The following is a 12,068-nucleotide window of genomic DNA, read 5'->3' on the forward strand; positions in this document are numbered from 1 at the left end:
TGAGCCCATGCCTGGTGTCAGTGCATTACGTCACGAAATGGACAGGAACTTTGCCTTGATGTTTAGTGCCGCAGTGGCTCTGACCTGGCCAGACGCGTCTCCCCCAGGAGATAGGTCACATCCTGGGGGAGATTAGGTCACGGCTGGGACGCGGCGGGGTTGAGAAAGCCCTTTCGGAGGGACGGGGTCCCGTTCGATCGGGCAGGTCAGCGACCCGGGCGAGGCGTCAGCTGAGGCGCTCGATCACCATGGCCATGCCCTGGCCGCCACCGACGCACATGGTCTCCAGGCCGAACTGCTTGTCGTGGAACTGCAGGCTGTTGATCAGCGTGCCGGTGATCCGGGCGCCGGTCATGCCGAAGGGGTGGCCGACGGCAATGGCGCCGCCGTTGACGTTGAGCTTGTCCAGCGGGATGTCCAGGTCCCGGTAGGACGGGATGACCTGGGCCGCGAAGGCCTCGTTGATCTCGACCAGGTCGATGTCGCCGATGGTCAGACCGGCTCGCTTCAGCGCCTGCTTGGACGCCTCGACCGGGCCGTAACCCATGATCTCGGGGGAGAGGCCGGAGACACCGGTGGAAACGATCCGGGCCAGCGGGGTCAGGCCCAGTTCCCGCGCCTTGGTGTCGGACATGATCACCAGTGCGGCGGCGCCGTCATTGAGCGGACAGCAGTTGGCCGCCGTCACCAGGCCGTCGGGGCGGAAGACCGGCTTCAGGCCCTGGACGCCCTCCAGGGTGACGCCGGCGCGCGGGCCGTCGTCCTTGCTGACGACCGTGCCGTCCGGGAGGGTCACCGGGGTGATCTCGCGCTCCCAGAAGCCGTTCTTGATGGCTTCCTCGGCGAGGTTCTGGGACCGCACGCCGAACTCGTCCATGTCCTGGCGGGTGACGCCCTTGAGCCTGGCCAGGTTCTCGGCGGTCTGGCCCATGGAGATGTACGCGTCCGGGACCAGTCCGTCCTCGCGCGGGTCGTGCCAGGTCGCGCCTTCGCTCGCGGCGACGGCCGCGGTGCGGGCCTCGGCCTCGGCGAACAGCGGGTTGTGGGTGTCGGGCAGACCGTCGGAGGTGCCCTTCACGGAGCGCGACACCGTCTCGACACCGGCCGAGATGAAGACGTCGCCCTCGCCGGCCTTGATGGCGTGCAGCGCCATGCGGGAGGTCTGCAGGGAGGACGAGCAGTAGCGGGTGATCGTGCAGCCGGGGAGGTGGTCCATGCCCATCTGCACGGCGACGATGCGGCCCAGGTTGTGGCCCTGCTCGCCGCCGGGGAGGCCGCAGCCGAGCATCAGGTCGTCGATGTCCCTCGGGTCGAGCTCGGGGATCTTGGCGAGCGCGGCCTGGATGATGGTCGCGGTCAGGTCGTCCGGCCGCAGGTCCTTCAGCGAGCCCTTGAAGGCCCGGCCGATGGGTGAGCGGGCAGCAGAGACGATCACGGCTTCGGGCATCACGGCTCCAGAGGGGAGTGCGGCTGTCAGGGAGAACTCCCTGGGAAATTACCCGCACGTATCGCGCAGGTCACGGTGAGGGCCATGTGATGCGGGCCTCTTTTCTAAGCGCTCGCTTACGGAGCGGGGACGGGATACGCCGGCCGTGAGGGGCCGCCGCCTGCCCGGCCCCTTCCCGTTCACTCCGGGCCGTGCACCTCCGCCGGCCGTGCTTCCGTGGGGGTCTCGAGCTTCGTGGGGACGGAGGTCGGCAGCCGCCGGCGCCTGCGGTGCTTGAGGAGGGCCCAGGGGGCACGGACGCCCGTGACCTCGGTACCCGCCTCGCTCGCCGCCTCCGCAGCCGCCTTGGCGACCGGAAGCATGCCCTCGTGGCGGCCGGCGTCCAGGCGGTCGGTCTCCGGCCACAGCCCGAGCACCGCGCAGAGGGTCGGCAGCACCGCCATCGCCGCCGTCGCATAGCCCTCGGCGGAGGGGTGGTAGTTGTCGGGGCCGAAGAGCTCGCGCGGGTTCGCCGCGAACTCCGGGCCCAGCAGATCGCCGAGCGAAACCGTGCGGCCGCCCTGCTCCACCACGACGATGGTCTGCGCAGCAGCGAGCTGCCGCGAGACCCTGCGTGCCAGCCAGCGCAGCGGCTGGTACACCGGCTCGATGGTGCCGAGATCCGGGCAGGTGCCCACCACCACCTCCGCACCCGTCGTACGCAGCCGCCGTACGGCGGCCGACAGATGGCGCACCGACTGCGTCGGCGGCATCCGATGGGTGACGTCGTTCGCGCCGATCATGATCACGCACACGTCGGGGGCGCGCCCCGGGTCCAGCAGCGCCAGCCCGACCTGGCGCTCCAGGTCGTCCGACCTGGCCCCGGGCTCCGCCACGATCCGCAGCTCCACCGGCCGCTCGGCCACCGCCGCGAACCCGGAGGCCAGCAGCGCCCCAGGGGTCTGTCCGGCCCGGCGCACGCCCTGACCGACCGCGGTCGAGTCGCCCAGGAGAACGAGCCGCAGCGGTTCCGACGGGCCGTACGCCGTTCCGTACAGCCCGTCGGGGCGGGGTGGGAGCGGGGCGGTACCGCCCCGCACGGACCGTTTGGCCAGCTGTACCTCCGCCAGCACCAGACCCACTGCCGCGGCTCCGAGCAGGCCGATTCCGCCGCCGCCGTACGCCGCGCCCGCTGCGATCCGCCGCGCCACCCTCGCCCTCGACACAGTCCCCGCCACCTCCGCGATGTGGTGCTTCCGTACAAGTGCTGTCGTCCAAGACCTAACTGCCCCGTATCGCCCGTCGCCCAATCTCGCTCCGGTGCGCATACGCTGGCGGAACCACTACGGAGATCCCGGAGACTTACGGTGCAATTCCACGACTCGATGATCAGTCTGGTTGGCAATACCCCGCTGGTGAAGCTCAACAGCGTGACGGCGGGCATTCAGGCGACGGTTCTCGCCAAGGTCGAATACTTCAACCCGGGCGGTTCGGTGAAGGACCGCATCGCCCTGCGCATGATCGAGGCCGCCGAGCAGAGCGGTGAGCTCAAGCCGGGCGGCACCATCGTCGAGCCGACCAGCGGTAATACCGGTGTCGGCCTTGCCATCGTGGCCCAGCAGAAGGGCTACAAGTGCATCTTCGTCTGCCCGGACAAGGTGTCCACGGACAAGATCAATGTGCTGCGTGCCTATGGAGCCGAGGTCGTCGTCTGCCCGACCGCGGTCGACCCCGAGCACCCGGATTCGTACTACAACGTCTCCGACCGGCTGGTGCAGGAGACGCCGGGTGCCTGGAAGCCCGACCAGTACTCCAACCCCAACAACCCGCGCTCGCACTACGAGACCACCGGTCCCGAACTGTGGGAACAGACTGAGGGGAAGATCACCCATTTCGTCGCGGGCGTCGGCACCGGCGGCACGATTTCCGGTACCGGGCGCTATCTGAAGGAGATCAGCGACGGGAAGGTCCGGATCGTCGGCGCCGACCCGGAGGGTTCCGTGTACTCGGGCGGCTCCGGCCGCCCGTACCTGATCGAGGGTGTCGGTGAGGACTTCTGGCCGACCGCCTACGACCCGAACGTCACCGACGAGATCGTTGCGGTCTCCGACAAGGACGCCTTCCAGATGACGCGCCGCCTCGCCAAGGAGGAGGGCCTGCTGGTCGGCGGCTCCTGCGGTATGGCGGTCGTCGCGGCGCTGCGTGTGGCCGAGGGACTGGGCCCGGACGACGTCGTGGTCGTGCTGCTCCCGGACAGCGGGCGCGGCTATCTGTCGAAGATCTTCAACGACGAGTGGATGAACGACTACGGCTTCCTGGAGCAGGCCGGCGACGAGCCGCGGGTCAGCGAGGTGCTGCAGCACAAGGAGGGCGGGCTGCCGTCCCTGGTGCACATGCACCCCGAGGAGACGGTCGGCCAGGCCATCGACGTCCTGCGCGAGTACGGCGTCTCGCAGATGCCGATCGTGAAGCCGGGCGCCGGACACCCGGACGTCATGGCCGCCGAGGTCATCGGCTCGGTCGTGGAGCGCGAGCTGCTCGACGCGCTGTTCACGCAGCGGGCGTCGCTGAACGACCCGCTCGAGAAGCACATGAGCCCGCCGTTGCCGCAGGTCGGTTCCGGTGAGCCGGTCGGCGACCTGATGTCCGTGCTCGGCGTCGCGGACGCGGCGATCGTGCTGGTGGAGGGCAAGCCCACCGGTGTCGTCAGCAGGCAGGACCTGCTGTCCTTCCTGGCCCGCGGCGGCGACAGCAAGTAACGCTGCGCAAAGGTCGATACGCGGGGACCGCCGCACCCCCGGTGACCGGGGGGCGGGACGACGGCGGTCCCCGCGGGGGGCGCGGGCCAGGTCAGGGCCGGCTTCGCGCCCCGGCGTCCATGGAGGTCCGGGAGCCGCTCCGGAGGTCCTTGACGCCGACAACCACCAATGTGCCGGACGCGTGTTAAGCGTGTGCTGCGTCAACGTGTCGCGCTCGTACCACTTTTGCGAAACCCGGCCGACGTGACGTCAGCTCCTGCGTTCCGGCCGCCGGCCCCGGACCGACCGTCGGACGTCCTGGTCCGAGCCACAGTGACGGCCGAAGCGCATGCGGTCGCGGAAGGCATGGATCGCATGGACGCCGACGATGCCCGCCCAGGTGACCAGCAGGCCCTCCAGGTCTGCGTTCGCCGCGCCGATCGCCGAGAGCGGCACCGCGAGGACCATCGTGACGATGCCGGAGCGAACCGCTCCCCGAAGTTCTCCAGGGCGCCGTCCACCGGCCCACCGCGCCGGCCGCCACGGGCGGCGGCCATCTGTTGCTCGGCCAGATGACGGCGTACCCGGCGATCAACGGTGGCGTCCATGCGCTGCTCCACCTTCTCCAGGAAGGAGTCGATCAGCGCTCGTACTCCGTCCCCAGCTCCCGCCGGGCGCGGAGGGTGGCGTCGGGTTCCTCGGTGAGCTCGTGCTCGCGGGAATCCATGGCGCCCACGGCAGGGAGCCGGGGCCGCCGTGTCGGTGGGGCCGGCCCCCTCTTCCTTTCTTCCTTCGGCGTCGTGCATGCACAGGGCAACTGCGTCGCGTGGTCGAAGCTCCGGCAGGGGGCAACCGGCGGCCTGCTTCCTGCGGAACGATGGTCCGGACAGCCCGAGGGCAGGGCTCGTGGGCCGGATCTCCGGGCCGGATCTCGTCGGTCGCGTTTCGGATGCCGGAAGCCGGCTGCAGGTCTGCACCAGGTCTGCATACACTCATGCAGAGTTCCTGGGAACTGAATGGACGGGTCGGCGCACCGAAGATGGGGGACGGCATGAGTGAGACCAGTCCTGCCGCACGACTGCAGCATCTCTTCGAGGGGCACCGGCTCACGCCCACCCAGCGCCGTATCGCCCACTGCATGGTGCGCCGCGCCGGGGACGTGGCGTTCCTGTCCAGCGTCGAACTGGCCGAGCTCGCAGGGGTCAGCCAGCCCTCCGTCACCCGCTTCGCCGTCGCCCTCGGCTTCGACGGCTACCCGGCGCTGCGCCGCCATCTGCGCGAGGTCGCGCCCGCCGAACCGGTCACGGACAAGGACGCCTTCAACGAGTACCAGCAGGCCGTCCACGCCGAGATCGAGAATCTGAGGCACCTCGCCGAGATACTCGCCGATCCGGCACCCGTCGAACGGGCCGGCAGGCTCCTCGCGACCTCCCGCCCGCTCCCGGTCCTCGGACTGCGCGCCGCGTCCTCCCAGGCCCGCGGTTTCGCCTACTTCGCGTCCAAGGTGCACCCGGACGTACGCCTCCTCGACGAGGGAGGCACGATGCTCGCCGACCGGATCGACACCGCCCGGCGCGCCGGAGCGAGCGCGCTGATGTGCTTCGCCCTGCCGCGGCATCCGAAGGAGGTCGTGGACGCGCTGGCGTACGCCCGCTCGGTCGGACTGACCGTCGTCACGGTTGCGGACTCGGCCTTCGCCCCGGTCGCCGCCCACAGCGATCTGCTGATCCCGGCCGCGGTCGGCACCGGTCTCGCCTTCGACACGGCCTGTGCACCGATGCTGCTGGGGCGGGTGCTGCTGGAGGCGATGTGCGACGGCCTGCCGGACGCTCAGGCACGGCTCGAGGAGTTCGACGCACGGGCCGCGGACCGGGGTCTGTTCGTGGACTAGTGCCGCATCAGGCAAGGTCTGCCCGTCAAGGAGCGGCGTCCGGTGCGGTGGATCGCAAGGCGCTGGATCGACCTCGTAGAGAGGCCTAGTGCTGTGACCGGATAGGTTTGCCGGGAAGCTCGCGGCGTCCGGTGCGGTGCATCGCAAGGCGGAGTATCGCCCTCGTACTGGATGTACTCGGGTGATGCGACAACGCAGCGAGGTACCGTGCAGGGCGTCGCGAGCCGGTGAACCTATCCGGTCACAGCACTAGGTCCCTTCCGGGCCGCACGGCCGATGGCTCGGCGCCGCGCCCCGTGGGACGCGGCGCCGCTGAGGAAGGCGACGGGGCGTCAGACTTCGAGTTCCGCCTCGATCTTCCGGAGCTGGTGGCGGGCCATCGCCAGATTGGCGCGCTTGACGTCGAGTGCCAGGTACAGGAACAGGCCGTTGCCTCCACGTGCCTTGAGGAGGCGGATCAGGTGGTACTGCGAGCCGAGCGAGATCAGGATGTCCTCGATCTCGTCCTGCAGGCCCAGCATCTCCATCGCGCGCAGCTTGGCACGCACCACATCGGTGTTGCCCGCGGCGGCGACCGTGAGGTCGAGATGCTTGCCGCCGCCCAGTGTGCCGAGCGCCATGCCGCTGGTGTAGTCGACCAGGGCGACGCCGACGACGCCCTCGATCGAGGCCATCGCTTCTTTGAGGCAGGTTTCGGTGTTGGCCATGGTGGTGCCTTTCCTGTTCGATGGACTCATCTGGGTTGTGTGGGGTTCGGGTCGAGGCGGTCGAGCGCGCCGTCGACGAGCTCGCCTATGCGGGCGCCGGTGCGGCGGGCCTCAAGATGCAGCCGCCCGACGTTCACACGCGGCTCCGCGGTGACCGTGAGCACGGCAGCGATCCCCGCCGCATACGTCGCGACATAGCCGCGCTCGCCTCGTACGAGCAGTTCCCGGAAGCCGCCCTGACCGGTCGCCTCGGTGAGCCGCACCGCGACGCCGAGGGCCGCCGCGGTGAGCGCGGCGACCGTCTCCGCCTCCGCGTCGGGGGTGTCGCGCGCCAGTACGAGGCCGTCCACGCTTGCCGCGAGAGCACCGGTGAGCTGCGGTAACCGGGTCCTCAGACGGGTCAGTTCGTCGAGGACTCCGGGGCTCGCGGTCATCAGCTGTCTCCTCTCGGCGCGCTGCCTCAGCGTGCGCATCACAGCGTTGCCTCCAGGGCGTCGCGGAGTCGGCGGAGCAGGGCGATGTCAGGGTCCGCGGACATCTCCATGACCCGGGCGAGATCGGGTGGCGGTACGGGCGGGGCGCCAGTGCCAGGGGTCTCGACGAGCCCGGCCGCGGCCAGCCGACGGACGTCGATCAGGGTGTGGAACGCGGGGCGGCCGAGGGTCCGGGCGATGTCGCCCGGGGTCCGTACGCCGTCCGCCAGGTCGAGCACGGCCCGTTGACGGGGTGCGGCCCGGGTGGCGGGCGCCCGTGGCGTGCGTACGACGGGGGCGGTGTCGGTCTCCGGGTGTGCCCAGAGCCGGTCGAGCAGGGCGCGGCGCCGTAAGGTCTCCCGTTCGACTGCTTCGGCCGGCACGGGCCTGACGGGCCCTATCCAGTGGGCGACGCCGTAGCGGAAGCGGGAGGGGCCGCTGCTGGGGGAAAGGGCGAAGAAGGCCGCGTCGTACAGGGCGCCGAGATGGCAGATCTCGAGTTCACCGCCCGAGAGACGGCCGCTGTCGACGAGATATCTGCCGACCCTGCCGAGTGCCCCCGCCTCGCGGAGCGCCTCCGTCCATCCGTCCGCGCGCAGTCGCCCGGCTGCGGTGAGCAGTACCTCGATCCCGGGGGCGGCAGGGCTCTCGGCGTGCACCACCTGGCCGTCGACGAGGTAGAGCGTTCCGCAGTCCCGTAAGAGGGCGCCGGTGGCACGTTCGGCGGCCAGTCTCAGCAGCATCGGGGAGACGGTCACTCCAGTACCAGCCGCTCTGTCAGGTCCCGCATCCGCAGCCGCGCAAGGGCGAGATTGCCCTCCGTGCGGTCCAGCCACAGATGGAGAAGCACGCTGCTGTCAAAGCTCGTCTCCACGAAGCGCAGGACGTGATAACACGTACGGGTGGTGATGACGAGGTCCTCGACGGGAGGTGTCTTGGCGGGGCCGTCATCGGCCGTCGCCGGGGCGAACGTGGGGTGCTCGGCCGCCATCCTGGCGAGCTCGGCGGTCTCGGTGGCGGCGGTCTCGTGGTCGTCGCCGGCCGCGTCCCCGACCGTGCCGAGAGCGAGCCCGCTGGTCCAGTCGACGAGGGCGGCGCCGCGCACACCGGGCAGCCGCATCGCGTGGAGCAGACACTCGTCGATTCCGGGCACGCGAAACTCCCCCTCCAGTATGTGTGCGAACGGCTCGGACGTACGTCCGTAGTCACGAGGTTACGGTCCGGAGTGGTGCCTGGTGGAAGTTCTGGCATTTTCCGCCGGAACATGCCCGCGGTTCGATAGGGTCCGCCGAACTCTTCCCCGGACCCACCCCCGTCCCTCCGTCTCCGGGGCGCCACCCCACGGGCTCTGCTCAGCCCCTGGTCGCAGCCTCCTCGTGACGGACCTTCATCCACACCTTGTTGACGACCCACAGGACGATTCCGATGCCGATCAGCGTTCCGGCCCGGACGTAGACCTCCGCCGCCCGGTCCGACAGCGGACTGGCCAGGATGACGGCCGTGATCGCCCCGAGCACCGGCAGGGCCGTCGGCGTGCGGAAGTGGTCGTGATCGACATGGTCCTTGCGCAGCACCAGCACCGCCACGTTCACCACGGCGAAGACGCACAGGAGCAGGAACGCCGTGGTGTCACCGAGCCCTTCGATCTCTCCCGTCGACACCAGACCGATGGCGAGCAGGGTGACGAAGACGATCCCGGTGACCGGCGTACGGCGCTTGGGCAGAACCTTGCCCATGCCGCGCGGCAGGACCTTCTCGTTGGCCAGGCCGTAGCAGAGCCGTGAGGCCATCATGATGTTGATCAGCGCGGAGTTCGTGACCGCGAAGAGCGCGATCAGCGCGAAGAGTTTCGGCGGGAAGGCGACGCCGCCGGCCTTGACGACCTCCAGCAACGGCCCGGTTGACCTCTCCAGCGTCGTGTACTCGACGAGAAGCGAGGAGACCAGGGCGACCAGCACATAGATCGTGCCGGTCACGGCGACGCCCGTGAAGATCGCCCGAGGGAAGGTGCGCACCGGATCCTGCGTCTCCTCCGCCATGTTGACCGAGTCCTCGAAGCCGACGAAGGCGAAGAAGCCCAGCGCCGTGGCGCCCAGCACGCTGGTCATCAGTGCGAACCCCGTGCCCGTCGACTCGAACTCGCCCAGCCTGGAGGGCTCTCCGCCACCGGTCAGCACCGCCCACGCCCCGATCGCGAGGATCACCACCAGCCCGGTCAGCTCGACGATGGTCAGCACCACATTGGTCTTCACCGACTCGGAGACTCCCCGCAGCGCGAGGGCGGAGAGAGCGAGGATGAAGAGGATCGCGACGGCCGTCGGTGGAATCGCGTCCGTGAACTCCTGGAAGTAGTCACCGCTGAACGCGCGGGCCGCCGCGCTCGCGGACGACAGTCCCGAGCACATCACCATGAAGGCGATGATGAAGGTGAGGAAGGGGAGTTTGAACGCCTTCTGGGTGTAGAGCGCGGCGCCGGCGGCCTTCGGGTACTTGCCGACCAGCTCGACGTACGACGCCGCCGTCATGACGGCGACGACGAAGCCGATCAGGAACGGCAGCCACAGGGCACCGCCCACTTTGCCCGCGACCTTGCCGGTCGTGGCGTAGATGCCCGTGCCCAGGATGTCGCCGATCACGAAGAGGATCAGCAGCTTCGGGCCGATGGCCCGTTTGAGCGACGGTTGGTGCTCCGGTGCTTCCGTGGAAGCCGATGTGGCCATGAGACACCTCTTCGTCCCGCTTTTCCGTCCCGTTCCCGGCCCCGTCTGCCGGTGGGAGGGTTCCTGCCCTGCTCGCCCCCGGTGATGCGTACGGACGTGGGTCGATGGGCCGTACGGGGGGTTCTGTCGCCCGTACGGGGCCCATGGGGCCCATGGGGTGTTTGGGAGGCCCCAGCCTCGAACAGGCCGGGGTGCTCGGGCCGCCCGGGTGCCACGTGGCCCCCGAGCGGGTCAGTCGCGGTCGCCCCCGGCCTCCACGGCGGTGGCGACATCGGCGAGGTCCTTCGCTATCGCCTTGCTCACGGCCCGTGCGCCCAGGCCTCCGAAGACCTTGGCGAGCAGGCCCATCACCCCGCCGGGCGGCTCGGCGGAGAACGTCATCCGCACCGTGGTGGTCTCCGGTCCGGCGGGCGTGAGCACGAACTCCGAGACATAGTGGGCGCCCTGGGAGTCGGCCTCCACCACATACCGCTCGGGCGGCTCGCTGGCCGTCACATACAGCTCCTCCGTGGCCTCCTTGCCCAGCATCCGCCGGGTCTCACGCCACCGGGTGCCGACGCCGAAGGCCCCGTCGGTGAGGGCCTCGACCCGCTCCACGCCGCTGAGCACGCGCTCCATGCCCCGGACATCGGTCATGGCGTCCCACACCCGCTCCGCCGGCGCGGCGATCCGGCGCTCGACGACAACGCTTCTGCTGGTCATGGGTCCATGGAACCACCGGGGTACGACAGTCGCCCGCTCGCACGGCGATACCGCTACAGCAGTGCGTCCGGATGCGCCCCGCCGGACTCCGCGACGATCTCGTCCGGGGTCTGGGCGTCCCGTACGGTCGTGAAGCGGACTCCGTGCCGCCCTCCGACGCGGAAGCCGTGGACGGCGGGGCGGGCGAGGCTGTTGTACGCGTAGTGGCTGGAGAAGTAGTACGCGCCGGTGTCCAGGACCGCCACGACGTCGCCCTGTGCCAGCAGCGGCAGGCTCCGGGCCTCGGCGAGCAGGTCCCCGGCGAAGCAGGCGGGCCCCGCGACGTCCTGGACGACGTACGGCCCCGGCTTGGGATGCCCCTTGTCGTCGTAGGCGACGATACGGACGGGCCACGAGGCCGGGTCGTACACGGTTCGTGTCGCCACCTGGGCACCTGCGTGGGTGACCGCGATGGGCCGGGCGCCCGCCGACTTGGCGTACTCGACGCGGGCGAGGACGGTGCCGTGCCGGGCGAGCAGCGACCGGCCGAACTCGGTGACCAGGCCGTAGCGCCCGTCGAAGAGCCCCGGGACCTCCCGGTGCAGCAGCCGGGCGTAGTCGGCGAAGGTGGGGGTCTCCTCGTCGGAGGTGAAATTGACGGGCAGTCCGCCTCCGATGTCGACGGTGTCGATCTGCTGTCGTCCGACGGCCGAGTTGATCTCCTCGGCCAGGTCGTACACGGCTCGTACGCCCTGGACCATGAGGTCCAGCGGCAGCCCCTGCGATCCGGAGTGGGTGTGCAGCCGGGTCAGCCAGGGCCGGTCGAGAAAGGCACGGACGACCCGCTCCCGGGCGCCCTCGTCGCGCAGTGCGACCCCGAACTTCGACGTCGTGGTGGCGGTGGAGAGCGCCCCGATGGCTCCGGCTCCGATCTGCGCGTTCACCCGCAGCCCCAGGGGTGAGGCGGAAGGGCCCGAGCCGAGCAGGGCACCGATCCGGTCGAGCTCCTGCGGATTGTCGGCATTGACGGCGATCCCGAGGGCGAGGGCCGCCCTCAGCTCGGCTTGCGTCTTGGCGGGGGAGTCCAGCACGGTCCGGCCGGGCGGTACCCCCGCGGCACGGGCCAGGGCCAGCTCGCCGGGGCTGGCGACCTCCGCGCCGATGCCCTCGGAGTGCAGCAGACGGAGCACGGGCACGAGGGGGGCGGCCTTCACGGCGAAGGCGTGCAGGACCGGGGCGTCCGTGATCTCCCGGAAGGCGGCGCCGAGGGCGGCGGCGGAGGCGCGGATGCCGGCGATGTCGAGCAGGGCGACGACCGGCTCGTCCTCCGAGAGGAGGCCCTGTGCCACGGCCGCTCGTACGGCCTGATCGCGACGGTCTGAAGCCATGCCGTCCAGCCAATCACCCAGGACGGCGGGATGCAGTGGTTGAC

General features: G+C 70.2%; 11 protein-coding genes and 1 pseudogene. 2 read left to right on the plus strand and 10 right to left on the minus strand.

What is annotated here, in order from left to right; all coding sequences use genetic code 11:
• Window positions 1–226 precede the first annotated feature (226 nt).
• Together AC068D_RS13080 and AC068D_RS13085 are read right to left on the minus strand one after the other, a co-directional pair.
• Window positions 227–1,447: an acetyl-CoA C-acetyltransferase gene (locus tag AC068D_RS13080; protein ID WP_478823044.1), complete on the minus strand. Its 1,221-nt coding sequence runs from the start codon at window positions 1,445–1,447 to the stop codon at window positions 227–229.
• Between the two features lie 179 nt (window positions 1,448–1,626).
• Window positions 1,627–2,637: an SGNH/GDSL hydrolase family protein gene (locus AC068D_RS13085; protein WP_478823145.1), complete on the minus strand. Its 1,011-nt coding sequence runs from the start codon at window positions 2,635–2,637 to the stop codon at window positions 1,627–1,629.
• Window positions 2,638–2,793: 156 nt separating this feature from the next.
• On the opposite strand from AC068D_RS13085, the gene AC068D_RS13090 reads away from it, so the two are divergent.
• Window positions 2,794–4,185 (plus strand): cystathionine beta-synthase, encoded by a 1,392-nt coding sequence (locus AC068D_RS13090; protein ID WP_478823045.1) that lies wholly within the window; start codon window positions 2,794–2,796, stop codon window positions 4,183–4,185.
• Between the two features lie 249 nt (window positions 4,186–4,434).
• Here the strand turns inward: AC068D_RS13090 and AC068D_RS13095 are convergent.
• Window positions 4,435–4,891: pseudogene (locus AC068D_RS13095) on the minus strand (hypothetical protein).
• 324 nt (window positions 4,892–5,215) lie between these two features.
• On the opposite strand from AC068D_RS13095, the gene AC068D_RS13100 reads away from it, so the two are divergent.
• Window positions 5,216–6,055 carry a MurR/RpiR family transcriptional regulator gene (locus AC068D_RS13100; RefSeq protein ID WP_478823046.1) on the plus strand — a complete coding sequence of 280 codons (840 nt, stop codon included), beginning with the start codon at window positions 5,216–5,218 and terminating at the stop codon, window positions 6,053–6,055.
• A gap of 332 nt (window positions 6,056–6,387) precedes the next feature.
• On the opposite strand, the gene AC068D_RS13105 is transcribed toward AC068D_RS13100, so the two are convergent.
• The 7 genes from AC068D_RS13105 to AC068D_RS13135 form a co-directional block, all read right to left on the minus strand.
• A complete protein-coding gene (locus tag AC068D_RS13105; RefSeq protein ID WP_478823047.1) occupies window positions 6,388–6,762 on the minus strand; it encodes a hypothetical protein in 375 nt (124 codons plus the stop codon).
• Window positions 6,763–6,788: 26 nt separating this feature from the next.
• The gene (locus AC068D_RS13110) at window positions 6,789–7,196 is read right to left on the minus strand and encodes a roadblock/LC7 domain-containing protein (protein ID WP_478823048.1); all 408 of its coding nucleotides are present in this window, start codon (window positions 7,194–7,196) and stop codon (window positions 6,789–6,791) included.
• A gap of 38 nt (window positions 7,197–7,234) precedes the next feature.
• A complete protein-coding gene (locus AC068D_RS13115) occupies window positions 7,235–7,978 on the minus strand; it encodes a transcriptional regulator (protein WP_478823049.1) in 744 nt (247 codons plus the stop codon).
• A gap of 11 nt (window positions 7,979–7,989) precedes the next feature.
• Window positions 7,990–8,388 carry a roadblock/LC7 domain-containing protein gene (locus AC068D_RS13120; protein WP_478823050.1) on the minus strand — a complete coding sequence of 133 codons (399 nt, stop codon included), beginning with the start codon at window positions 8,386–8,388 and terminating at the stop codon, window positions 7,990–7,992.
• A 199-nt stretch (window positions 8,389–8,587) separates the two neighbouring features.
• Window positions 8,588–9,955, minus strand: a complete 1,368-nt coding sequence (locus AC068D_RS13125) for an APC family permease (RefSeq protein ID WP_478823051.1) — start codon at window positions 9,953–9,955, stop codon at window positions 8,588–8,590.
• Between the two features lie 231 nt (window positions 9,956–10,186).
• Window positions 10,187–10,657, minus strand: a complete 471-nt coding sequence (locus tag AC068D_RS13130; protein ID WP_478823052.1) for an SRPBCC family protein — start codon at window positions 10,655–10,657, stop codon at window positions 10,187–10,189.
• 53 nt (window positions 10,658–10,710) lie between these two features.
• A complete protein-coding gene (locus tag AC068D_RS13135) occupies window positions 10,711–12,024 on the minus strand; it encodes a type III PLP-dependent enzyme domain-containing protein (RefSeq protein ID WP_478823053.1) in 1,314 nt (437 codons plus the stop codon).
• Between the last annotated feature and the right edge of the window lie 44 nt (window positions 12,025–12,068).

The sequence above is a fragment of the Streptomyces sp. NPDC043861 genome, from assembly GCF_056435905.1.

What these genes read in the sequence shown, in the direction of transcription:
- AC068D_RS13080 (WP_478823044.1), bottom strand. Translation starts at nt 1,447, where the DNA reads ATGCCCGAAGCCGTGATCGTCTCTGCTGCCCGCTCACCCATCGGCCGG.
- AC068D_RS13100 (WP_478823046.1), top strand. Translation starts at nt 5,216, where the DNA reads ATGAGTGAGACCAGTCCTGCCGCACGACTGCAGCATCTCTTCGAGGGG.
- AC068D_RS13105 (WP_478823047.1), bottom strand. Translation starts at nt 6,762, where the DNA reads ATGGCCAACACCGAAACCTGCCTCAAAGAAGCGATGGCCTCGATCGAG.
- AC068D_RS13110 (WP_478823048.1), bottom strand. Translation starts at nt 7,196, where the DNA reads ATGACCGCGAGCCCCGGAGTCCTCGACGAACTGACCCGTCTGAGGACC.
- AC068D_RS13115 (WP_478823049.1), bottom strand. Translation starts at nt 7,978, where the DNA reads ATGCTGCTGAGACTGGCCGCCGAACGTGCCACCGGCGCCCTCTTACGG.
- AC068D_RS13125 (WP_478823051.1), bottom strand. Translation starts at nt 9,955, where the DNA reads ATGGCCACATCGGCTTCCACGGAAGCACCGGAGCACCAACCGTCGCTC.
- AC068D_RS13130 (WP_478823052.1), bottom strand. Translation starts at nt 10,657, where the DNA reads ATGACCAGCAGAAGCGTTGTCGTCGAGCGCCGGATCGCCGCGCCGGCG.
- AC068D_RS13135 (WP_478823053.1), bottom strand. Translation starts at nt 12,024, where the DNA reads ATGGCTTCAGACCGTCGCGATCAGGCCGTACGAGCGGCCGTGGCACAG.